22 protein-coding genes are annotated in these 23994 nt (G+C 32.2%); 3 read left to right on the forward strand and 19 right to left on the reverse strand.

Translation table 11 applies throughout. The features are described from left to right. Nucleotides 1-422: 422 nt before the first annotated feature. From D9V42_RS10345 to D9V42_RS10370, 6 genes are all read right to left on the reverse strand, one after another. On the reverse strand, nt 423-1487 hold the full coding sequence (locus D9V42_RS10345) for a P-loop NTPase (RefSeq protein WP_107556397.1): 1065 nt from the start codon (nt 1485-1487) through the stop codon (nt 423-425). 243 nt (nt 1488-1730) lie between these two features. Beyond that, complete coding sequence (locus tag D9V42_RS10350; RefSeq protein WP_122064856.1) at nt 1731-2189, reverse strand: SepA family multidrug efflux transporter; 459 nt, start codon at nt 2187-2189, stop codon at nt 1731-1733. A 159-nt stretch (nt 2190-2348) separates the two neighbouring features. Further along, the gene (gene sdrM, locus D9V42_RS10355) at nt 2349-3689 is read right to left on the reverse strand and encodes a multidrug efflux MFS transporter SdrM (RefSeq protein ID WP_122064858.1); all 1341 of its coding nucleotides are present in this window, start codon (nt 3687-3689) and stop codon (nt 2349-2351) included. Nucleotides 3690-3925: 236 nt separating this feature from the next. Then, a complete protein-coding gene (trhA, locus tag D9V42_RS10360; protein WP_107531626.1) occupies nt 3926-4609 on the reverse strand; it encodes a PAQR family membrane homeostasis protein TrhA in 684 nt (227 codons plus the stop codon). Nucleotides 4610-4626: 17 nt separating this feature from the next. Continuing rightward, nucleotides 4627-5814, reverse strand: coding sequence for a UTP--glucose-1-phosphate uridylyltransferase (locus D9V42_RS10365; protein WP_107554800.1), 1188 nt, complete (start codon nt 5812-5814; stop codon nt 4627-4629). Between the two features lie 115 nt (nt 5815-5929). Beyond that, on the reverse strand, nt 5930-6433 hold the full coding sequence (locus D9V42_RS10370) for a metal-dependent hydrolase (protein ID WP_107554799.1): 504 nt from the start codon (nt 6431-6433) through the stop codon (nt 5930-5932). Between the two features lie 176 nt (nt 6434-6609). Here D9V42_RS10370 and D9V42_RS10375 point away from each other — a divergent pair, with 176 nt between their 5' ends. Together D9V42_RS10375 and D9V42_RS10380 are read left to right on the forward strand one after the other, a co-directional pair. Next, complete coding sequence (locus D9V42_RS10375) at nt 6610-6870, forward strand: SunI/YnzG family protein (RefSeq protein WP_107554798.1); 261 nt, start codon at nt 6610-6612, stop codon at nt 6868-6870. A 240-nt stretch (nt 6871-7110) separates the two neighbouring features. Next, a complete protein-coding gene (locus tag D9V42_RS10380; RefSeq protein WP_122064860.1) occupies nt 7111-7437 on the forward strand; it encodes a heme oxygenase in 327 nt (108 codons plus the stop codon). A 137-nt stretch (nt 7438-7574) separates the two neighbouring features. On the opposite strand, the gene D9V42_RS10385 is transcribed toward D9V42_RS10380, so the two are convergent. The 7 genes from D9V42_RS10385 to D9V42_RS10415 form a co-directional block, all read right to left on the reverse strand. Next, nucleotides 7575-8894 carry a YjiH family protein gene (locus tag D9V42_RS10385; protein ID WP_203266418.1) on the reverse strand — a complete coding sequence of 440 codons (1320 nt, stop codon included), beginning with the start codon at nt 8892-8894 and terminating at the stop codon, nt 7575-7577. A gap of 251 nt (nt 8895-9145) precedes the next feature. After that, complete coding sequence (locus D9V42_RS10390) at nt 9146-10108, reverse strand: iron chelate uptake ABC transporter family permease subunit (RefSeq protein ID WP_122064864.1); 963 nt, start codon at nt 10106-10108, stop codon at nt 9146-9148. Continuing rightward, nucleotides 10105-11139 carry a FecCD family ABC transporter permease gene (locus tag D9V42_RS10395; protein ID WP_107554796.1) on the reverse strand — a complete coding sequence of 345 codons (1035 nt, stop codon included), beginning with the start codon at nt 11137-11139 and terminating at the stop codon, nt 10105-10107. Before D9V42_RS10395 ends, D9V42_RS10390 begins: the two co-directional genes overlap by 4 nt. A gap of 11 nt (nt 11140-11150) precedes the next feature. Next, entirely contained in the window at nt 11151-12161 is a 1011-nt protein-coding gene (locus D9V42_RS10400) for an ABC transporter substrate-binding protein (RefSeq protein ID WP_107554795.1), read from the reverse strand. A 95-nt stretch (nt 12162-12256) separates the two neighbouring features. After that, a complete protein-coding gene (locus D9V42_RS10405) occupies nt 12257-13318 on the reverse strand; it encodes an alanine/ornithine racemase family PLP-dependent enzyme (RefSeq protein WP_122064866.1) in 1062 nt (353 codons plus the stop codon). A 3-nt stretch (nt 13319-13321) separates the two neighbouring features. Further along, the gene (locus D9V42_RS10410) at nt 13322-15079 is read right to left on the reverse strand and encodes an IucA/IucC family protein (RefSeq protein ID WP_122064868.1); all 1758 of its coding nucleotides are present in this window, start codon (nt 15077-15079) and stop codon (nt 13322-13324) included. Next, on the reverse strand, nt 15076-16254 hold the full coding sequence (locus D9V42_RS10415; RefSeq protein ID WP_122064870.1) for an MFS transporter: 1179 nt from the start codon (nt 16252-16254) through the stop codon (nt 15076-15078). The genes D9V42_RS10410 and D9V42_RS10415 overlap by 4 nt, the downstream gene beginning before the upstream one ends. Nucleotides 16255-16356: 102 nt before the next feature. On the opposite strand from D9V42_RS10415, the gene D9V42_RS10420 reads away from it, so the two are divergent. Next, complete coding sequence (locus tag D9V42_RS10420; RefSeq protein WP_122064872.1) at nt 16357-18312, forward strand: IucA/IucC family protein; 1956 nt, start codon at nt 16357-16359, stop codon at nt 18310-18312. A gap of 237 nt (nt 18313-18549) precedes the next feature. On the opposite strand, the gene D9V42_RS10425 is transcribed toward D9V42_RS10420, so the two are convergent. From D9V42_RS10425 to D9V42_RS10450, 6 genes are all read right to left on the reverse strand, one after another. Then, complete coding sequence (locus D9V42_RS10425) at nt 18550-19050, reverse strand: Asp23/Gls24 family envelope stress response protein (RefSeq protein WP_107554790.1); 501 nt, start codon at nt 19048-19050, stop codon at nt 18550-18552. Nucleotides 19051-19123: 73 nt separating this feature from the next. After that, nucleotides 19124-19363, reverse strand: a complete 240-nt coding sequence (locus D9V42_RS10430) for a DUF2273 domain-containing protein (protein ID WP_029378536.1) — start codon at nt 19361-19363, stop codon at nt 19124-19126. A gap of 12 nt (nt 19364-19375) precedes the next feature. Continuing rightward, complete coding sequence (gene amaP, locus D9V42_RS10435) at nt 19376-19912, reverse strand: alkaline shock response membrane anchor protein AmaP (RefSeq protein ID WP_107554789.1); 537 nt, start codon at nt 19910-19912, stop codon at nt 19376-19378. Nucleotides 19913-20046: 134 nt separating this feature from the next. After that, complete coding sequence (locus D9V42_RS10440) at nt 20047-21630, reverse strand: BCCT family transporter (RefSeq protein ID WP_107554788.1); 1584 nt, start codon at nt 21628-21630, stop codon at nt 20047-20049. 198 nt (nt 21631-21828) lie between these two features. Next, entirely contained in the window at nt 21829-22836 is a 1008-nt protein-coding gene (locus D9V42_RS10445; protein ID WP_122064874.1) for a zinc-binding alcohol dehydrogenase family protein, read from the reverse strand. A gap of 20 nt (nt 22837-22856) precedes the next feature. After that, nucleotides 22857-23864: an NADP-dependent oxidoreductase gene (locus D9V42_RS10450; RefSeq protein ID WP_122064876.1), complete on the reverse strand. Its 1008-nt coding sequence runs from the start codon at nt 23862-23864 to the stop codon at nt 22857-22859. Between the last annotated feature and the right edge of the window lie 130 nt (nt 23865-23994).

Consider the following 23994-nt stretch of genomic DNA (forward strand, 5'->3'; position numbering starts at 1 on the left):
TGTTCGGAATTAACGTTGACATATTGCAATTCAGTTTTCAATGTTCATTTCTTCATTTAATTAATAGTTGCTTTACAATGCTAACATCTTGTTCAATGTTTTGTCAACAAGAAAATATTATTTTTTTAATAATCAATTAACATTACTGTAACAATATTAAATTATTATTCTTATTAATGCAAGTATATTTTTTACACTTTTTATAATTAATTTAAATAATTTGTTTGCCGTTTTTGACGACTTTTATATAATATCAATTCTATCTAGAAAAGTCAACAACAATTTTAATCTAATTATTTTTTGAATTCACGTTTGCGAAATCAAATGTTTGTCACAAGAAACTATTCTACCATCATTCAGAAAAAAAGCAATAGAAAAGTGGACAGAATTTAAATTAAATTCTGTCCACTACTAAAAAATACTTATTTATTAGTCTTTTCAATAATTTGTTGTGCCATCGATTGGTATATTTCTCCAAGTCTATCATCAGTTTGATAAATGGAAGGTGCAAAGTCTTTAGGGTTCCATGATGGTTGTTCTAGTGGAAGATGTCCTAATAAATCGGTTTGGAGTTCTTCTGCAAGCTTCTCCCCTCCACCAGTACCAAATACATATTCTTTATTCCCAGTTTCTTTACTTTGGAAATAAGACATATTTTCAATTACTCCTAAAATAGAATGTTCAGTATGCTTTGCCATTGCTCCAGCCCTTGCAGCAACAAATGCTGCTGTTGGATGTGGTGTAGTCACAATAATTTCTTTACTTGAAGGTAACATCGTATGAACATCTAATGCGATATCTCCCGTACCAGGTGGTAAATCTAGAATAAGATAATCTAAGTCTCCCCATCTTACTTCAACAAAAAAGTTTGTGAGCATTTTACCGAGCATTGGCCCTCTCCATATAACTGGTGCATTTTCTTCAACAAAGAATGCCATAGATATTACTTTAACTCCATGACGTTCAACTGGTATGATTTCTTTTCCTTGAACACCTGGTTTCTCATCAATCCCCATCATATCGGGAACACTAAAACCGTAAATGTCCGCATCTACAAGTCCAACTTTTTTACCTTCTCTTGCTAAAGATACTGCTAAGTTGACTGCTACCGTCGACTTACCAACGCCACCTTTACCTGAGGCAATCGCGATAAATTCAACCGGATTATCTTTTGAAAGCAAACCTTCTATTGTTTGATTTTGTTCTTCCCCTGAACCACGATATTGCTCTACAACATCTGATGGTAACTCTTCAAATCGAATACCAACTGTATTCGCACCATTTTCTTTAAGCACTTCTACAATTGCCATTTGCAAGTCTAGTTGTGGTTGACCACCTAATTGAGCCATTGCCACTTTAACACTTACATGTTCTTTTTCTTCTTTAATACTTACTTCGATAATTCCATCTGTTTCTTTTAATGGTACATCAATTATTGGATCCTTTAATTCTCCAACAAGTTCTTTAACTTGCTCTATCGTTAACACAAAGCGTCCCCCTCTTATTTCATTATCACTTATATTCTAACAAATAAACTTTGACTATGCTTTAAATTGTTTATACTTAGTATAAATTTAATATAAAGAATAAAAAAGCAGTTAGCTCAAATTATTCTTACATATAAGAATAATGAACTAGCTGCTTTGATTTATATTGCTTATATCCACCAACACATTTCATTTCATATTTACTCGGGGAAATATTTTTATGTTCTGTGTATAACAAAAATACTATTTGTGCTTATCATTAAGATTTTTGCTATCTGGATAAAAGATTTCCTTACATATAAACAAAATGCCAATGATTAAGACAATCACCCAGAAATCAATGTTGATATATGCATAATGAATATGCACTATAAAATAAAATAGTAAGGTCGTTACTGTAAATGTAATCAAATGGTATGTTGTTCCTTGAAAATACGGATTTTCAGGTATTTTTTTCCTAAAGTAATCCATTAAGTTTTCTATAATAAATAAATTAAAATAGCCTAATACGATATAACTACCATAGTAAATTAAATTATCGTAAAAACTTTTATTATAACCAAAGTACGCCAAATGAAAATATATTAAAATTCTACTTAACCCATATAAGCCAAAACCTAGAAATGTTAAGAAGATGGCGCCAGATACTATAAATACAGAAAGTACAATAAGCGTTGTAAATAAATATCTAATATATTTCATTGCTTACTGTCCTCCCTTTCTCGATTTATCTACAATATGTGTAAACGATATTCTCCACTCATTATTTATATTACCATTATACCCACCCTGTACAAAAAACATAGATAATAAGTAGTAACTTTCACATAATATCAAAATGAGCTTAATGTATGTACATTGCTACTCAGTTGTTACTGTTTTCTCTTTAAATGCGCATAGCCATAATAAAATGAGCGTGACGAGTATTACTAAACTTAAAATAATCACGTTGTGTATGTGAACACTAATAAAAGTAAACGATAAGGCATACACGTATCCCATAATTGTAGATCCTATAGAATTTCCTAAACTTTTCGTTAATGTATAGAGTGACATCATACGTTTCATATTTGCTGGCGATGTTTCCTCTTGGGTAATCACACTATCTTTAGTATAAACGGTCCCGAAACTAATACCAGCTAATAATAAGCTAAATCCGATAAAAATTGGAGATTCTGTTCCAATAAATACTAATATCCCACAAATTATCAATGATGTAAATGCACTGATGTACAATGCTTTTCTCGACATTTTGGCTTCTATTTTATCAAGTGAAAAATTTAAAATTAACCATGCAAATGAAATCGGGAAAATAACAAATCCACTTTGTAACGGTGATAATCCAATATCTTCTTGTAAATAGATTGGCATATATAAATTATATCCCATCAATATAATCGCATAAGCAAAATCAGTAAAGAATATTAAAACAATCATTTTATTAAATTCGTTAACTGGTACAAATGGCGTTTTTACTCTCTTCTGATTTTTAAATAGTATCATTGCTACTACTATTGCTAAAACCATTGAAGCTATATTTAAATATAGGTTTGACTTATTCATAACTGTAAAGATTATGAAAAATACAAAAACGTAAAATAAAGTTAAACCTTTGATATCTAACTTATTTTTAGCTGTTGTACTTTCATTTTCAAAATGAAAAGTAAATATAACAAGTATCATTGCTATGATTGCAATAGGAATATTTACAAAAAATAACCAATGCCAAGTTGCAAATTCTAAAATGCCTCCCCCTAACACTGGACCAATAATACTTGAAATCCCCCAAACACTTCCTACCGTGCCCATAATTTTATAACGTAATGGAATTTCAAAGGCTAACTTTGGTACGATTTGGCTTAAAGCCATCATAACCCCAGCACCTAATCCTTGAATAAAACGAGACACAATTAACAGTGTGAAAGTGTCACTTAGCCCAGATAGCAAACTTCCTACTGTAAATAATAAAAGTCCTAATAAAGTTATATAAATAATTTTTGTGCGTTCTAACAGTTCACCTACAATTGGATTGGCAATGACTATAGCAATAAAATAAACTGCAAATATGAGTGAAATGGATGATGCTACACTCAAGTCCGTTTTAATTGTTGGTAAAGCTAAAGAAACTATGGAAGTTTCAATTGCAGACATAAACATTATTAAAATAAGTGCAACTACAATGCCTAATGATTTTATATTCATGTATTATTCTCAACTCTCTTACCTTCTTAAAATTTATATTAATTTCTACTTAATCATTATTTATTTCTAAGTTCAATATCTTTGCTTTACTTTATATCAAACAAATTTTTATGCCTTATACTAATTAATAACAATTATTACCTTATTGACTAATTGCATAATTAATTATTCGGTAAAATGACTAAATGCACAGAAATGCCGACAATATCTAATGATATTGTCGGCATAAATAAAACCTACATAAAATATATAATTGCTATAAAATGGAATACTGAAGCAATCACAATAAAGAAGTGCCAAATCATATGAAAATATGGTCTATCCTTTTGGGCATAAAACCAAGCACCTATTGTGTATGCAATACCGCCAAACAGTATAAATAGCATAAATGTAAGGGATGTATCAAAAATAATTTTAGGCAAGAATAATACGCCAACCCACCCCATTACAAGGTACATAATTAAACTTAATTTATGATTAACATTTTTAGCTAGCGATTTGTATAAAATGCCCCAAATCGTTATTCCCCATAATACAATCATTGCTGACCAACCAATCCACCCCCCAACTAAAGCTAAGCAAATTGGAGTATATGTACCAGCGATTGCAACATAAATCATACTATGGTCAATTATACGCAAAATGAATTTATGTGATGATTTGTTTGGCATCGAATGATAAACCGTCGATGAAATAAACATTAAAAATATACTTATAACATAAACAGAAACACTAAAAGCGCCCATTATACCAAAGTTCAGAAAACTTAAGATGGCAGCATAAGGTAGCGCACATAACGCTATAAAAGCTGCTACACCGTGAGATACTGCATTGCCTATTTCTTCACCAAATGTTAAAGGTACAATATCTTTAAATGTTTTAACGACTTTATTATCATCAGCTTTTATTGATTGAGACAACAGTGTAACCACCTTTTTTATATCATATTCATACGTTTTAAATCTGCTCTAGCTGTTTCAACACTATCTTTACCTTCTTTATTTTTGAGCGGAGAAAATTCTTCATCCCTCGGAACTTGTAAAGTAATAAAGCTATTTGCATATTGGAATATATCAAAATAAAACAATTCAAATTTCAAAGTTGACTGCTCAATTACACCAAAGTCCTCGTCTAACTGTTTTAGTTTCTTGATTGCTAAATGGTATGGCAATTCATTGTCAACGACATTACTAATAAATAAAAGTTTGAAAGAATGAATTCCTATATTAGCATTATTAAATTCATTTGCTACATCTGGACTTAGTTCTGAATATTCAAGTACCGTATCTTTATGTTTTGTATGGACTAAACGGCCAACGCTTTCGCCATCTTTAGGTTGTATAGATTTTGTAGTAATATCCATACTATTTTGGAATGTATATCCTGCAAATAATGGATCAAGTACTTTAACTAGTACATTATCGATGTTATTTAAGAAAATATATTCGACACCATTATCTAACATTTCTTGTAAATAGCCAGCTTTTTTAAGTGCTTTAAACACACCACCATTACCATTTGGTGTTTCTAAAATATTATTATCTACATCTAATACTAATTTACCTTCTTCAGATAAGGCTACAATATTATCTTGCATAAAGAAATGCACATGTGATTTGTCATAACCAAAGTAATTATTTGATTCGAAGAATAACTGTGTTTCTTGATCATTAATTTTACTAGTCATGATGTACCAATCAACGAATTCGCCTGTTTGCTCTTTTAATGCTAATAGTTGTTTAGCCTGAATCTCAAACAAACTTACGCCTTCGATTTCGAAAGAACCTTTAGGACCCTTATATCCTAATCGCGTACCTTGCCCACCGGCCATAAGTAGTACTGCAAATTTACCTTTACGAATAGCTTCAAGCCCAACTTTTTCATATTGCTCAATCTCTTCGTCTGTAAATTCATTTTTTATATCATACTTTACTTCATTGATAGAAGTAACATCATCAATTTCTTTTTTATTTACATATAAATCTTCGTATAAATCTTGAATATCCGTTAAATTTAGTGCATCTAGTTTTTCAGATAGTTGTTCTTTCTCATTTGTGCTCATCAATTTTTCAAACTCAATGAGATGGTCTTGATTAAACTTTTCTAAAGCTTTCTTATCTAGCATGCTCTCTCTCCTTAATATCCAAATATTTAAATAAAAAATATATCTTATTTGCATTACGGATATATAATTTCACTATATGTACTTTATATTATTATGATGCTCAGTACAACCATAATTATAACCAATTCAATAATAACTTATGTATAGACGGTTGAAAAATTACATAAATTGCTCCAATAGATAACGCGCTAGCTAAAGACAAGTCAACTAGGCCACCTGTTTTAAACACCACTGGGAATTTCACACTTATTGGAACAGGATAAAATAATTTAACACCTCTTGGGGTTAACATATCTAGTATAACATGCGAAAGCAAACCGAGAACAATACTACTCAAATAATAATTCGGGGTTTGAATCAAATACAGTAAAAAGATAATAATACCTATAAATAAAAGTGAATGTGTAAATGTCCTGTGTCCAAATACCATTCTAATTAAGTAACTAATAAGTTTAAATCGTCTACCAATTTTACTTTGTGCGTGACAAATATCAGGTACCAAACTCGAAATAACTGCAAGCGTTATAACTGTAACAGATGTAAACAAATCAGTATGAAAATATTCTAATGTTAAAGCTCCGACTAATAAGCCGCATGATGCGTGGGTTTTACCTGTCATTTTCACTACTCCTTATCGGATTTATATTTTAGCACATTTACGCGTTAAATGCGAACATACTTTCGTTAAAAACATGAGTATAACCTATTTTCAAAAAGTATCACACAATCACTTGAAAACGTTTGCAGTTTATTGTATGCTATAGCTATAAATTAATTAAAGGATGTGTTCGGTATATGGCAATGACAGTAAAAAAAGATAACAGTGAAGTAAGAATTCAATGGAGAGTTGCAGATATTAAGATTCCAACAAGTGATATTAAAAATATTTCACAGGACCAAAATATTCATGAAGTTCCTAAACTTGATAGAAATAAAGTTTCAAGAATTGGTTCTACATTTGGAAAAACAAACCGCGTTATCATCGACACTGATGACCATGAATACATTATATACACACAAAATGATCAAAAAGTTTATAACGAATTAACTAAATAATTAATTTAAAAATATACTATAATTAGCTATGATGGCATCTATGACGATAGATGCCATCATAGCTATTTTTTTATTGTTGTAGAGAAGCTGGAACAATTTATAATATCCCTCAACCTTAATACATCTTTGTAAAAAGTTATATAGTTAACCAACGCCCTACTAACTAATAAGGGTTCTCAATTATATCAATAAATTATCAATGGTATACTGTGAATATATTATAGAAAGAAGGTGCGTTTCATGTGTGTAGTGACGAACAGAATTGATGTAAAAAAAGGATTTGCTGAAAAGATGGCTCCAAAATTTACTCAAGGTGGGAAAATACAAGAACTAGACGGCTTTCATAAAGTAGAAGTTTGGTTAATTGATGATGAGGAAGATTACGACCAAATGTATATCAACACATGGTGGGAAACTGAAGACGATTTTAAAGCGTGGCTTCAAAGCGATGCCTTCAAAGAAGCTCATGAAGGAAGATCAAAATCTAGCAGCGAAGAATCGCCTGTCTTGGGTAATAAAGTTGTCAAAGCCAATGTCATATCAGTACTAAGTAATGAATCATTATAATTCAACTGATTATAGTTGTTAGATCGTATAAATAAAAAGAAGCGCCCTGGACACGTAAATGTCTATGACGCTTCTTTTTGCTTTCAACTAAGTAGATTTTACAAACTTGTTAGATTTAATTTTCTGTATCCTGTATTTTAATTGAAATACAAGTGAGCCATTAACGCTATAATAGGTAACGCTATAATTGTTCTTATTAAAAATATGATAAAGAGTTTAAAGATACTTACTGGTATTTTAGAACCTAAGATTACTCCACCAACTTCTGATAAGTAAATCAATTGTGTAATGCTCAATGCACCGACAACAAATAATGTAATATCGTTACCAACACCTTCAATTAAAATTGATGGTAAGAACATATCAGCAAATCCAATTAATACTGTTTCTGATGCTTGAGCTGCTTCAGGGATTTGCAGTAATTCTAAATATGGTACAAATGGTTTCCCAATAATCGCAAATAGTGGTGTATACGTTGCTATAATGGTTGCAAGCGTACCTACACTCATCACTACCGGTAAAATTACAAACCACATATCTATCACGGTCTTGAAACCTGATTTAAAAAATGATTTAAATCCTGGTGCGTTGATACCTGTTTCAGTCGCCATATCAAAACCATGGCCGAGAGCAGTTTTATTGTCAGGTAATTTTTCTGTTCTCATTTCTTCAGACACTTCTTTTGAGTATTCATCTTTAATAGATCTAAGCGGCCAAATTCTTGGCAATATAAACGCACATACTAAACAAGAGATGATTACAGTTAAATAAAAATAGAAGAAATGATTTTGCATATGTACAGTTTCGGCAACAACAATGGCAAATGTTAGTGAAACAACACTAAACGTAGTAGCAATAACTGTCGCTTCTCTTCTAGAATAAAATCCTTCTTGATATTGTCTGCTAGTGATTAAAACCCCCACTGTTCCATCACCAATGAATGATGCTAGATTATCAACCGTTGACCGTCCGGGTAATGTAAATAAAGGTCTCATTATCGGTCTGAAAATTGGTCCTAATAATTCTAATAATCCGTATTCCATTAGTAATGGTAAAAACAATGCTGCAAAGAAGAAGACAGTAACTAGTGTAGGTAATAGGCTTTCAAACACAAGTCCACCCGTGTCTTCGGAATAAATAACGCTAGTACCTACTTTTAAATATGTCATCCAAACAAACACTACTGCTAATATTCTTAAAATCAACCAGACAAACTTTACATTGAATGCATTGTTCATTAGACCTTCTGGTTTAAATTTATTTTTCAATACTGTCGAACATAAAATAGATAAAATACCTGATATTGTAATGATGATTACAATAACCAATGGCATCGCATTTCCAATTAAATCTTTTAGTAATCCTGCTAAAAATGCAACAGGGAGTGTTGTTTGTTTTTCACCATCTTCTGTCACTGTAATTGGTATTAAGAATAAAATGATACCAATTAATGACATGATAATGAATTTAAGCTGCCCACGTGTGCGCTGTGATTTATTATACTGAGTCACTACATTCACCCCTTAGGTGTATTTATTTGATATATACTTAAAAAACAACACCAATAATTATAACTTAAGATGTATAAATATGTAAATCTATAAATTGTGTCTATTTGTTGTTATTTTTGTATAAAAAAGTAGAGTTAATCCTAATATTTAGAATTAACTCTACTTTAAATGAAAGCGTTTACTTTTGCAATTTATTATTAAATTTTTCTCAATAAGAATAAAAAGTAAGGTACTCCGACGATTGCAACAACAACACCCACAGGAATGTCGATCGGTGGATGTATGCCTCGCGCTAAACAATCACTTATTGATAATATTAACGCTCCTATCAATCCTGACATAATAGTAATATGTACGTGTTTATGTCCAACAATTCTTCTGGCTATATGTGGAGAGATAAGTCCTAAAAAGCTCAATCCACCTACTACTGAAATAGATGCACCTGCTAAAATAACAGCTAATAGTAACAATATCATTTTAATTTTTTTCACTTTTGCACCTAATGCGATTGCAATATCATCACCTAAAGTTAAAATATCGAGCTGATGACAGTAATAAAAAATAATCGGTAATGCAACGATAAACCAAGGTAAAATAACCAAAACGTTCGACATACTATGGCCATACAAACTACCTGTTAACCACACTAATGCTGTATTGGCATCTTGCGGATTACGTATTAATAAATATTGCACTACCGCTGTACATATTGCACCTATTGCTAAACCTATCAATGCTAACTTAGACCCTTTAACATTAAATTTTGCAATTAATAATGTCAAAATCAAACTTACACATAAGGCACCAGCAAATGATCCAAATGGTAAAATGAAGAGTGGTGCAGAAGGGAATAGCATAATGATAGAAACTGCTGATAAACTTGCACCTTTAGTTATACCAATCACATCTGGCGAGGCAAGTGCATTTCTTACTACGCCTTGAATAAGTGCACCCGAAATCGCAAGGCTACTCCCCACAATAATTGCGAGAATCATCCTTGGTATACGGTATTCATTTAATATAAAGTTATCTTGTGCAAATAAACTTTTAACCGCTTCAACTGGATTAATCCAAACTGCTCCGATAGACAATGATGCAACTGCTGAGATTATAATTAATATTACAACGATACCATAACGAAAAGTTAATCTCCCGATCATAGTCTATCAACTCCTCTAACTGTAATAAATAGAAAGTATACCGCCCCTACAAATGAGGTAACAATGCCTACAGGTGATTCAAACGGAAATGCTATTAGACGACTTAAGACATCAGATAACAATAATAAATCTGCACCGATAATCATCGTCAACGGTACCATTAGTCTGTAATCTGTTCGAATATAATGTTTTACAATATGTGGCACAATGAGCCCTACAAAACCAATAGGTCCTGCTATTGAAACAGATGCACCTGCTAAAACAATGACAAGTAGTCCAACAGTAACTCGGACAACTTTGACATTTTGCCCTAGCGATGTTGCTAAATCTTCACCTAATTCCATAATAGTTAATTGCTTGGATATAAAAATGGCACCAATGAAAGCCATTACTATCCAAGGAAATACACCAATGACTTGCGGCCATTGAATACTTGATAAAGAACCTACTAACCAAAACATCACAGTTGAAGTTGCATCTTCATTTAGCAATATAATTCCTTGGGTCATACTAGAAAAGAATAAATGAATAGCCATTCCGGCTAATGCTAGCTTGATAGGAGTCATCCCTTTAGTCGAACCTGATAGTGTATACACTGTCAGTCCACCGATAAATGCACCAATAAAAGCTAATATCGTTGAATACGCAGTTAAAGCTGGTACAATCATTGAAATAAATACAATTACAAATGAAGCTCCTGAGTTAACACCAAATATTTGTGGTGATGCCAAAGGATTACGAGTCATCGCTTGCATTAGCAAACCCGAAACGCCAAGTGCGGCCCCTATTAAAAGGCCGGCAAACATTCTTGGCATACGGACATTATGTATCAAAAATGTTTCTTTTGTATCAATATGTTTCACACTATAATCTATAAAATCTTGAAAAGTAATTTGTGAAGCTCCAACACTCAGGTTGAAGTATATAATGACAAAAAGCGCACATACACTCACAATAAATGTGAGTGCAGTACGTTTTTGAGTTTTCTTTTCATTTGATTTAGTTGGGTTAACGCTATGTGATTTAATCATTACCGTTCATCCTACTTTTGTTGTGAGTCTTTTTGCTCATTTTTAGAAATTTCAGCAAGTTGTTTTGCAATTTCTTCGGAAGATATAATACCTCTTGCACGTGCCCATGTATTTCTATCCACTACAGATACGCGATTATTTTTAACCGCATCTAAATCTTGCCAAACTGGATCCTCTTCTTGTTTTTTAAGGTTTGGATCATTTTCACCTTTATCAGCCATAATAAACATGCGACCAGGATTAATATCAGAAAGTACTTCAGGGTTTAATTGTAAGTATGGCCCTTTTAGATATTTAGATAAGTTATCCGTTTTCGTTTTATTTAACGCATTATCAAAACCTAACTCTTTTAAAAGCTCTCCGACATATGTATTTTCAGGATGTGCTAATAGGCCTGATTTTGCAACTACTGATGCTAATACAGGTTGTGATTTATCCATTGTAATTTCTTTACTGTATTTATCCATTAGCTCATTATGCTCTTTTAATCTATCTTTACCTTTATCTTCTTTACCTACTGCTTTTGCAATTGTTTTAAATGCTTCTAAGTTGTCTTTATAATCACTGTCAAAGCTAGGTAGCATAATTGTTGGTGCAATTTTTTCTAAATCTTTTTGGATGCCTTTATGTCTATTGCTGTCTGCGATAATAACATCTGGTTTTTGGTTACTTATTTCTTCTAAGTTAGGTTGCTTACGTGCACCTACTGATTTATAATCCCCAATTTTTTCACGAATAGGTTTAAGGATTCTATCCTTTTTACCATCATCAGCAACGCCAACTGGCTTAACATCTAATGCTGCAAGTGCATCGACAAATGAGAATTCCAATGCTACAACGCGTTTAGGGTCTTTAGCAATTTTTGTCGTACCTCCATCATGTTTAATTGTTATGCCATCTTTGTCGTCATTACCTTTACTGGATTTGTCAGAACCTTTATCGCTGACGCTGCCACATGCAGACAACATTACTACGGTTAAAGTTAAAAACAGGATAGCCATAATTTTATAACTATGTTTCATCGTTTTCACTCCTTAGAATATGTATAATTACATATTCAATTTTATTGATAATGATTATCGGTGTCAACAAAAACTTTTAAAACATTTAATGAAGTTTAAATACGATTAGATTTTTGAATATTAAAGTTGTGGCATAATTTTTCAATAACACTATCATGAATATAATTTTTACCTAAATTGGTCATATACATACTTTGTGCCAATGCCTTATACCCTAAACTAAATTGAATTTTATCACCAATTTGATAGTGGTCTTGGTTTAACAAATCAATCATTACGTGATCGCTAGTTGCCCCTATCACTTTAACTTGGTGGTGATGTGGTTTAATATCATCGATAAATGTATCTAAGTTGCCGATATCAACGATGGCTTGTAAATATTGCTGACTTGATGAAATATCAATACGTGGTTTAATTTCAACTATCTCCGCTTCTAAAATGATAGCATCTTGATACAAAGAGGCTATAGGTTGATTAGTTGTTGTTTCAACACCTCTAAAAAGCGTTTCTCCTACACGTAACTCATTAATCTTTCCCATATCTTGATATAGCATTTGTGATATCATACTGGAATTGCCACCTGAAATTATTTTAAATCTCATATGCGTTTCTAATTCCACAGATTCTACGAATTGATTAATAAGTGATACATCTTCTTCAGTTGGAATAATTGATTGAAAGCACATAAAATTAAATGCTAATCCAATCACACTTACATGATGCATCGAAAGTATTTCATTAATATAATCTACAATGTCATATGTCAGTATACCTTCTCTTGAATCCTTCCAATCAACCATAAGTAATATGTGATGTTTTACCTGATGCTTTTGGGCAATTTCACTTAATTTGCGGATTGTCGCTATTTCTGTCTGTATACTTATATCGCTAAATCTAACAACATCTTCCAGTTCATGTTGACTAGCCGTTCTAATCATCATATAAGATAAATTTTGATCTTTAGTTTTATTAATATTGTCAATACGTGCATCAGCAAAATGCGTTATACCGATTTGTTTTAACGTTTCAACAATTTTTCTATCGCCACCTACGCATTTAATAACTGGTGTAAATTGCATATGATTCTGTTGAAAAATAGACAATAATACTTGTGCATTATATTGTATTTTGGACAAATTTATCTTTATTTCAGCCATCTATTACACCTCTTTATATATAGGATTCCTCAAATCAATGGTCACATATTGTTTTACTTTACTTTCCATTCTCATGCGTAAGAGCGCTTTTACAGTTATCGTTTCACCGAACAATACTTGTTTTAACTTATTAGCATGTGGTTTATTAAGATCGATTGCGTGCTCAACTATCTCACCTACTAATTCAAATAATTCGGATTCTTTTACAAATTCATATTGCGCAAAATGGTGGATGAGTTCTGCAATTTGATTTTGAATAACTGCATGTTGAAACTTAGCTATGACCGCTTCAATATTTTCTGCAATTAAACTCGTGTTAGTAACATCAATATTAGGAATTTTATGTTTTAATGTTGTTAAATCTATCCTTGAACCACCTAAATCTCTAACGATAAACTTCATTTGATAATTCGGCCCTAGATTCACGATTGTATTTTGCATGTGTGCTTCCAAAGCAATACCATAATCTTGAATATAAGCAATTAATGGGTCGATTAATGCTTTACTATAGTGCAATAGAAATTGCTTAATCGCATCTATCGTTAAACCATCATTCACCCAATTGATATAGCTATCTACGGTTACTTGGTTATCGACAGGATTTTTATTAACTAAACTTGCAGTTACTAGCGTTGTACCGTTATCTGAAATATAAGGTTGATGTCGTACGATACACGCCAAATGCCTTGCATCATCTGGTTCAGTTTTGGCATGTATACCAAATGGTTCCATAGCAACTTGTAACTGCGGATAGATAGCTAACATGTCTTGTAATTCATAGCTTAATTTAGGGCCGTCTACCGTTGTCACACTCGACACAGTTCTTATAGCACTTGTTGCTTGTATATTGACTGGTAATTTAATATGAAACGGCTTGTGAACAAGTTGCATAGTTCTAAATGATAGAGTCGCTTTAGACTCAACTTCAAAAGGCGTAGGTAGTAATCTTTTTTCTAATATCCAGTCTGCAAATTTGTGAACAATAACATTTTCATATTGCCAAGGATGTACAAGTACAACACTATAATCTTTTAACTCTAAATCATGCGGTGCTAAAAATCCTTTTAATTTGTAACGATATTCTGGAATAATTTCATCTATCATATAGTTTGCATCATCTTCCATAGAAGTAATTACGCAATTATCTTTATGAATGAGCATAACTTTTAATGGAATAAGCTTTTCAAACTCTGGCGCGTATTTTCTTACTTCATCAGGTGTTAATGGCAGTTTAGTCTTAGATAATGGGTGCGTAGGATGTCCTTCAATAACAAGGCTTTCAGAGTAATTCAAATCATTGATTTGCTTTGATCCAGCCATATGTTGTAGCCATGAAAAGAAGTTGATTGTTTCAGGCATTTTTGAAAATTTTAGCGTTGCATGTATCAAAGACTTTCTATGTTGAAAATGTTCATAAGTCAGGGCGAAACCTTCCCTACTAGAAATCAATTCATCTGTTAATCGTTGACTAATAGGCATATTAAAATGTACTTCTAGTACTTCTAATAGTTGTTCTAAAGTCTCAATCGTTACTTGTGCCTTACCCTTGATATAGAAAATCACACCATAAAATTCATAACGTTCCATAGCACTTTTTCTAACTTTATTTAATTGCAGCACTTGACCTTTATATTGTATTTCAACACAGTGATCAAATTCATTAAATAACATACCTTGCGGAAATATTTGCTCTTTAATAATTGCGTTAAAAATACGATACTGCACATTTCTATCTGCCAATTGCCATGTTTCATGCATCATACAATACTGCCTCCATTTTTTCTTTGCCTTCTTGTAATTGCACTGAATAACAATGCAATGACAAATGTACTCATCCCCATAATTATAAAGGTTTCAATAATACCAATAAGTTCTGCTAAGAAACTCATCAGCATGGCTCCTAAAGGAATCATACCTCTATCCATCATAATGACACTAAGTATTTTCCCCCTGTGTTCAGGTTCTACTCTATGTTGAAAATATATTCTATTTGAAGTTCTTGCCCATTGGCTGAACAGACCAATAAAGAATAATGAAATAAATAATAAATAGGTATTGCTACTAATCGTACACAGTAGTGATACACCAAACAGCACAGAGCTTATGTAATACATTTTGACCATAGATACTTTTTCTAAAATATTAGGTAAAACTATTGTTGCTAAAATACCGCCTATTGCGCAACAAGTCATCGCACTACCAAATATTGTTACTTGATTAGGGAATGTCTTGTCTGTTAACACTGGTAAAAGTGTAGTATAAGTAAAACCAGTTGCCATAATAAGTAACGATGTCACAAATATTCTGGCCCCTACTTGATTGTCTTTAAAGTAATTGATGACGTACTTAAAACTTACTTCCGGATTTGCCTTTGATAGCACATTATGACTGAATGATAACGGTAAACAAAGTATTAACGAAATGAAATAACATAGCGCTTGTATCCCAAAACTAATTTGCGCATTATACACCGCCATAATAAAACCAGCTATCGCAGGTCCAATCGAACGACATATATTTATAATAAATGAGTGATACGATACTGTTTGTGTTGTTGTTAATCGTTGTGTCAAATCTGGTAATACTGCCTGACGTACTGGTGTTTCTATCGCACTCATAATGCCACGACCTAGGGAATATAACAAAAATACAATTATCGGTAATTGTGGTTTTTGAAATGTTAAAATACATAGTATCGTTGTTAATAAAAATGAGGAGGTTATTGTTAATTTTAATAATTTTCCTCTATCACATCTATCAGCTAAACTTCCAGCCCATACACTTATGAGTAAAATAGGTACGAGTCGGAAAAAATTAATCAGTCCTAGATAAATTGCGTTATGATATAGAGTAAATACATACCAATTTAGCGTGATTTGTCCAATCCAATTCCCTAAGAACAGTAGGAATGAACTAGGAAAAAAATACTTCGCCATAAAATTCCTCCTGTTTTTAATTGATAATAATTATCATTATCGATATTATGGATTATACAAATATCTTATACATTTGTAAAATAATTTTTTTAGAGGTGCATTATGAATCACAAAATAAACGACAACAATTCAATTGAAAAACTCACTAATGACGAACAATACGCTTTATCGTATTTACGTTCGACAGATATACGATGGGCAAATGCTTTTGAAGATATATTATTAGAAAGTCGCGATAAAATTTCTCAAAGATTAATCACTTCTTTACATAGAGAGAATTTAGTTCAGAGTCGATATCACAGTGAGATTATCAAGGCACAAAACTTAAACTTGGATGTTGCAATCACGCAACCTTTCATTTTAAAAATAACGTTTCCGGAAGCTAAAAAAACTTTATATGCACCTATTTCAGGACAACATGCCTTTGACAGAATCGATGTTGAAGGGCCCTTTTATTTTGAATATGAAAATCATTTAGAACGTATACTACATCCAAATGAAATTTTAAACGCTATTTTAATAGAAGCGCCTAACCTTGATAACGAAGCTAGTAACCAATTTAAGGATGATATGAATAATAGTGTTGCGAATATGGCTATTTCGTTAAGTTATCAATCCATTACATTATCTCAGAATAATGAACCACTTTTAGAATTAATTATTAATGCGAAGGATAGCTATTTAATGTCTGAACAAGCAGTTGTTGAAGGTCATCCATTACATCCCGGTGCAAAACTACGTAAAGGTATGACACCAGAAACTGCGATTAATTATTCTTCTGAGTTTGGAAATGCCATCGCTATGAAATTTATATTAATTCACCATGATATTGCGAAAGTCCAATCATTAGCGAAGCCTTATAATGAAACAGTATTTACATTATTTGATGGCCTTTATGAAGCTGCAGCAAAATTATTAACTGATGATCAAATTGATGATTATTATGTTATGGCAGTTCACCCATGGCAATATAATGCTGTGTTAGAAAATGATTATAAGAATGAGTTAAATAAGCAGCAGCTTATTCCTTTAGACTTTGATTTAAATTATTATGCTGGTCTGTCATTTAGAACATTAATGCCACAAAGCCCAAATATTGAAACACACATTAAATTATCGACGAATGTGCATATTACAGGTGAGATACGTACGCTATCTGAACAAACAACATATAACGGACCACAGGTCACACGCATATTAAATCATATTAAACAACATGATCCATTATTTAATCATATTCAGGCAGATACAATTGATGAAGTTGCTGGTATTCATTTTTATAATCCACAAGACATACCATCACAACAAACAATAAAGAGCGAACAGTTAGGTACGCTCTTTAGAGAAAATATTTATAATATTAAGGAATCTCATACAATACCGCTCATTCCTTCTAGCTTAGTTGCACATTACAGCAATAATAATGAGTCACCTATCGTGACATTAATCAAAACATACGCTAATGCTTTCAATATTGACAGTTATGACGAAGCATGTAGCAAATGGATTGCAGAATATAGTAAAGCTCTGATTGATATAGCCCTACCTTTATATGTAAAATACGGTATTGCATTAGAAGCACATTTACAAAACTCTATAGCTACCTTCAATCAAGACGGTTCAATCCACACATTATATATTCGTGATTTTGAAGGACTGCGTATTGATAAAACTTATTTAAATCAAGCCGGCTATAGTACATCAGACTTTCATGAAAAATCATTAATTCTTACAGATCAGTCGCAAACCGTTTTCAACAAAGTATTTTATTCTAGTATTCAAAACCATCTCGGTGAATTAATTGTAACCATTGCTCAATCTAGTCAAAGCAATGACTTAGAGCAACAGATTTGGTCAATTATAAGTGATACTATGTATGAAAAATTAGAAGATATTGCATCAACAATGACTGATAACGACAGAATTACAGAAATAAAATCTGTATTATTTGCGCCACAAATCGATTATAAATGTGTTACTACAATGAGATTAGAAGATGAAGCAGATTATTATACTTACATTAAAGTGAGTAATCCTTTATACAGAAACATGAAATAACAATAATAAATGAAGCGTCTATTTTAATAACAACTATGTAAGTATCTTGTCTGAGGACATCAATGAAGCATTATATAGCGTTACTAAAGTTGAAGATTATGAGGATAAAAATCACTACCTTTTAAAAGTGCAGTGCTTGAGTTAATACTTATATGTATATGTTAATAATTTTCATAAATAAAAAGGTCCGAAACATTAAATGTTTCGGACCTTTTTATTTAATTGAATGGCTCTTAATTATTGTAAACCTTTTTCCTCATTGTTTGAGTTTTGGCTTTTTTCATTTTTTTGAGACCATTCTTTTTTAGTCATAACATCTTCAACGCGCATGTTAACTTCAACTACGTCAAGACCAGTAATATATTTAACTTGTTCTTTAACTAAGTCAGTTACTTTACGAAAGATTTTTGGTGCTGATTCACCATATTCTAATACTACTTTTAAATCAACAGCAGCTTGTTTTTCTCCAACTTCTACACTAACACCTTGTGTAACATTGTTGCTACTACCAAATGAACTAGAAATATTGTCGACGAATCCGCCTTTCATTTCTAAGATACCGCTAACTTCTCGTGCAGCGATACCTGCAATTTTTTCGATTACTTCATCTGAGAATGATAATTTATTAGTGAATTGAGGTTCTTGATTTTGCTGCTCTTGTCTTTTTTCTTGTTCTTTTTCTTGAACTCCTGTTTGGTTGTCATAAGCTTGTTTAGCTTTATTGTTATCTACTGCCATATTGCATTCTCCTTTACCTTATATAATTTGTTTTAAAATTTTTATTACATCAGAATTCATAAAATTTAATCGATTAGCTCCATCGATTAAGGAAATTTAAAAAGTCTTGCTTACGGTCTTTAGTATACCCAACTCCAATTCCAATCAAACATAATACTAGAATTAAAATTGTACTCCAGAAACCTAGAGTTAAAAATAATATTGCTATGATTAGAAATGCTAAGAAGCCAATGATTCTCCATTTAAACGTTTTGAAAAATTCAACAACTTCTTGCGTAGAATCTTGTCCATTTTGGTTATTATTGTTAGCCATGATAACCCTCCCTTACAACACACGTTTGCCTGAGGTTTTTTGATCTCTAACATTAACCTCTAATTTTGATACTGGTAATTCTGTAAAATGCTCGACATTTTGCTTGATGTCATTTCTAATCTCTTCAGTTAAAGAATTAACCTGAACATCACCAGGAACAAAGAAATCTGCTTTTAAAGCAATATGTGATTTCTTTTTCTTGTTATAAAGTTTTGCAATCACGTTTGGTTGACGTATTTGATCATATTGCGTAAGTGTATCGTATGCAGATTTTTCAACTGCTTTTCTCGATACATAAATATGACCATCTTCGAAATTTTTATATAGTCCGGGTTTTCTATACGTAGGTTTAAACAAGCTGAATACTAATATAAGACCAATAATAATGAGTAACGCCGCTAAACCAATGAGTGTTGGTTCAAACCAGTTAAACTGATTAAAATAGTCTTGATACTGGCTAATTCTAGAATCTTGAATATACATAAAGAGTAAAAATCCAACGATTACTACAATTAATATGCCTAGGATAAAATTCTTAAGTCGTTTCACCTCGTATGACACCTCCTATGCTTTGTTAATATGTACTTGTCATACAGAACTACTACCCTTAAAAAAATTCTTAGAAACATTTTTATTGAATTTTATTTTTAACTTTTATTACAAAACAAATTTGTTAGTCCATTTTATTGATTGTCCTTTGTCACTTGATCAGCTAGTTCTGGATGATTTGCAATACGATATTGTAATAGTTTGTCGTCTGATACGAGCAACTTATTACTCGGTCTTGGCTTTTCAATTGCTAATGATTTAAAAAGTGACCAAATCATAAATATAATGACAATCGAAAATGGTAAGGCAGCAATAATTAATAAGTTCTGGATGGATTGCGTACCGCCAGTGTATATCATAATCATTGCAAATAAAGCTAATATGATACCCCAGCTAACTTTTACAATACCTTTTGGATTAATACTACCTTTAGAACTTAACATACCTAAAACGTATGTCGCTGAGTCTGCTGAAGTTACAAAGAAAATCATAATCACAATTAATGTCACTATACTTAACAAGAACCCTAGTGGAAAATGTTCTAAAGTTGCAAATGTAGCAGTCTCTGTTGCCTCTTTCGCAATATCTGCGATACCATGTTGCTGTAAATAAGTAGCAGACGCCCCAAATACTGCAAAGAATAAGAAACAAACTAGCGCTGGTACAAATAAAACACCCAAAATAAATTCTTTAATCGTTCTACCTCTTGAAACACGAGCAATAAATATTCCAACAAATGGAGCCCATGAAATCCACCAAGCCCAGTAGAAAATCGTCCATTGTTGTAACCATTGGAATTTTTCGCCACCTGATTGTGGAATACGTAAACTCATATTAAAGAAATTTGCAATGTAATCACCAAGTGAATTGGTAAAGGTATTTAATATAGTTAAAGTTGGACCTACACAAAATAATACGATGAGTACTAGAAAAGCGAGTATCATATTAATATTACTCAATGTTTTGATGCCTTTATTAATACCTGACCAAGCTGACCAAGTAAATAAAATCGTTGCTATAACAATTATAATTACCTGAGTTGTAAAGTTTGAAGGTATATCAAATAAAAAATTCAATCCTTCATTAATCTGTAATGCACCGAATCCAAGTGTTGCTGCTACACCTGTAACAGTAGCGATAATCGCTAACACATCGATCGAACCACCTATGGGGCCTCTCATCATTTTAGAACCTAAAATCGGTGTTAACGTCGCACTTACTAATCCTGGATAACCTTTGTGAAAATTAAAATAAGCAAAAACTAGACCAACGATGCCGTATACTGCCCAAGCATGGACACCCCAATGAAAGAATGAGAATTGCATGGCATCATTAATTGCAGTTTGCGTACCTGCTTTATGTAAAGGTGTTAACGTAAATGCATGGCTGATTGGCTCTGCTGTAGTCCAAAAAACTAATCCTATCCCCATACCAGCACTAAATAACATAGCAAACCAAGATTTCAATGAGAATTCTGGATCCTCTCCATCTTCACCTAATGTAATTGATGAATATCTAGAGAATAATAGATACACACATACAATTAATATGACAAGTACCAATAATAAATAGTACCAGCCAAAATTTAATGCAATAAAATTTGTAATATTTTGTGTTACTGTTTCTAGTTGTTTTGGCAATATTGCACCATATACAACAAACAGGGTACAAATTGATAATGCTACCCAAAATACAACCGTTAATCTGTTTAAACGCATGTCAAAATTACACACTCCCTATACTGTTATGTAACTTACATACCCTAACTTATTGTATATATTCGTAAAATCCATAAAATAAAGCATATTATAAAAATTATATATATTATTTAAAATAAAAAGCATCTTCCTATTCACCATACCATGATGAACTATAGAAGATGCTTAGCTTTAAATTCATTTTTATTAAACTTAATTTCAAAGTTTAATCACTAGCTTACCTATCATACTTTGATTTTCTAACTTAACATGTGCATCGTATAAGTTTTCAACAGTTAAGCCATCTATTACTTCATTCACGGTCGGTTTGTATATACCCGCTTCTATTTTTTCAGAAATATCAGTAAGATAATCACGATGTATTTGCATATCTTCGGTTTCGTGAATAGGTCTTGATGACATAAATTCATGCGTAAATGTAATGCTTTTTGGTTTCAGCAAGTTTAAATCTTGATTATGCTTGAAAGCAACAATCGTTGCAATCGTACCTCTTGGTTTTACTAATTCAATCATTTTTTCATAATACATATCCGTATCAAAGGTACAGAAAATATAATTTACTTCACTAATTTCATATTTCTTAAACTCTTCAGCTAAATCATGCTTATGATTTAATACGATATCTGCACCCATATCTTTAGACCATTGGTGTGTTTCCTCACGAGATGCTGTAGTGATTACATGTAAACCATAGTGTTTAGCGATTTGTGTTGCTATGCTTCCTACACCACCAGCACCATTTATAATTAAAATAGATTTCCCTTTATTTTCTTCTGGATTAAAGGATATTTTAAATACATCAAACAGGGTTTCATAAGCTGTCAGACCAGTTAGTGGTAAGCTTGCTGCGTCCACATTAGAAATATTTTTAGGCTTTTTCGCTACTAAACGCTCATCGACAATTTGATAAGATTGGTTAGAACCCTGATATTTAGGAGAGCCTGAATAAAAAACTTCATCTCCAACTTTAAAGTGATTAACACCTTCACCTACTGCTTCTACCACACCTACAGCATCGAAACCTAAAATTCTTGGCGCTTGTTCAACCACTGTCTTTCTGATCTTTGTATCTACAGGGTTAACGCTAATTGCTTCAACACGTACTAATAATTCATATTGTTCAGGTTTGGGAGTATCAACAGCGAACTCATAAAATAAATTGCCATCTTCTAGATTAAAACTTTGATCTGCACCTATCGCTTTCATCATACGCACTCCTTTCTTGATTAAATATCATCTGATACTTGAACAACTTGTTTTCCGAAATTATCACCTGTAAATAAGTTTCTAAAGGCATTTGGTAAGCTATCAAAACCTTTTTTAACAGATGTCTTAGTTTTAATTTTATCTTCTTGGACCCACTGTGCAAGTGCTTTACTAGCGTTTGGAAAATCGTCTGCATAATTAGCAACAATAAATCCTTGCATCAATGCTTGTGCTTTAATAATAATTGGTTGGATACGAGGGCCATATTCAACTTCTGTATTGTTATAACCAGAAATAGCACCGCAAACTGGAATTCTAGCAAATTGATTAAGATGTTTCATGACTTCATCCGCAATCGTGCCGCCTACATTTTCAAAATAGACATCTACACCATTCGGCACTGCTTTCGCCAATTGCTCAGCAAAATCATTCGCTTGATAGTCTACTCCTACATCAAAGCCTAATTCTTCAGTTAAATAATTCGTTTTTTCACTTCCACCTGCAATGCCAACTACATGAGCGCCTTTTAATTTTGCTATTTGACCTACAACTGAGCCAACTGCACCTGAGGCAGCTGATACTACAACAGTTTCACCTTCTTGTGGTTGTCCTATTTTTAGTAAGCCATGGTAAGCTGTCTGTCCAGTCATCCCTAAAACACTAAGATATAGATATAAAGGAATGTCAGTTTGACTTACTTTAATAGCATGCTTGGCTTTTATATTCACTATTTTTTGCCATGGGAACGTACCAGTAACAATGTCACCTTTTGTAAATCCATCTACACTTGATTCGATGACTCTCCCTACTACGTGACCATTCATTGGTTTGTCTAATTCGAATGGGGCTACATATGATTCACTATCATCCATACGGCCACGCATGTAAGGATCTACTGATATATATAACGATTCTATTTGAATTTCATCTTGCTTCGGTCCGTCTATCTCAACAGTTTCATATCTAAATACATCATCGGATGGGATTCCTTCAGGTCTTTTTGCCAATACAATTCTTTCTGTATTCATTATATTACCTCCATTCATTGTTTGACTTTATTCTAAAGGGATACTTATCATCAATCAATCAAATCGCTTATTTAATACTTCAATAACGTGTTATGCTATTGCTAATTTATAAAACGTTTTTCGTTTTATC

Source organism: Staphylococcus pseudoxylosus, from assembly GCF_003697915.1.
GTDB classification, from domain to species: Bacteria; Bacillota; Bacilli; order Staphylococcales; family Staphylococcaceae; genus Staphylococcus; species Staphylococcus pseudoxylosus.

Coding starts and splice junctions, on each gene's coding strand:
- D9V42_RS10350 (WP_122064856.1), bottom strand. CDS start 2,189: ATGAAATATATTAGATATTTATTTACAACGCTTATTGTACTTTCTGTA.
- sdrM (WP_122064858.1), bottom strand. CDS start 3,689: ATGAATATAAAATCATTAGGCATTGTAGTTGCACTTATTTTAATAATG.
- D9V42_RS10365 (WP_107554800.1), bottom strand. CDS start 5,814: ATGCTAGATAAGAAAGCTTTAGAAAAGTTTAATCAAGACCATCTCATT.
- D9V42_RS10370 (WP_107554799.1), bottom strand. CDS start 6,433: ATGACAGGTAAAACCCACGCATCATGCGGCTTATTAGTCGGAGCTTTA.
- D9V42_RS10375 (WP_107554798.1), top strand. CDS start 6,610: ATGGCAATGACAGTAAAAAAAGATAACAGTGAAGTAAGAATTCAATGG.
- D9V42_RS10380 (WP_122064860.1), top strand. CDS start 7,111: ATGTGTGTAGTGACGAACAGAATTGATGTAAAAAAAGGATTTGCTGAA.
- D9V42_RS10385 (WP_203266418.1), bottom strand. CDS start 8,894: ATGTCATTAATTGGTATCATTTTATTCTTAATACCAATTACAGTGACA.
- D9V42_RS10390 (WP_122064864.1), bottom strand. CDS start 10,108: ATGATCGGGAGATTAACTTTTCGTTATGGTATCGTTGTAATATTAATT.
- D9V42_RS10395 (WP_107554796.1), bottom strand. CDS start 11,139: ATGATTAAATCACATAGCGTTAACCCAACTAAATCAAATGAAAAGAAA.
- D9V42_RS10400 (WP_107554795.1), bottom strand. CDS start 12,161: ATGAAACATAGTTATAAAATTATGGCTATCCTGTTTTTAACTTTAACC.
- D9V42_RS10405 (WP_122064866.1), bottom strand. CDS start 13,318: ATGGCTGAAATAAAGATAAATTTGTCCAAAATACAATATAATGCACAA.
- D9V42_RS10410 (WP_122064868.1), bottom strand. CDS start 15,079: ATGATGCATGAAACATGGCAATTGGCAGATAGAAATGTGCAGTATCGT.
- D9V42_RS10415 (WP_122064870.1), bottom strand. CDS start 16,254: ATGGCGAAGTATTTTTTTCCTAGTTCATTCCTACTGTTCTTAGGGAAT.
- D9V42_RS10420 (WP_122064872.1), top strand. CDS start 16,357: ATGAATCACAAAATAAACGACAACAATTCAATTGAAAAACTCACTAAT.
- D9V42_RS10425 (WP_107554790.1), bottom strand. CDS start 19,050: ATGGCAGTAGATAACAATAAAGCTAAACAAGCTTATGACAACCAAACA.
- D9V42_RS10430 (WP_029378536.1), bottom strand. CDS start 19,363: ATGGCTAACAATAATAACCAAAATGGACAAGATTCTACGCAAGAAGTT.
- D9V42_RS10440 (WP_107554788.1), bottom strand. CDS start 21,630: ATGCGTTTAAACAGATTAACGGTTGTATTTTGGGTAGCATTATCAATT.
- D9V42_RS10445 (WP_122064874.1), bottom strand. CDS start 22,836: ATGAAAGCGATAGGTGCAGATCAAAGTTTTAATCTAGAAGATGGCAAT.
- D9V42_RS10450 (WP_122064876.1), bottom strand. CDS start 23,864: ATGAATACAGAAAGAATTGTATTGGCAAAAAGACCTGAAGGAATCCCA.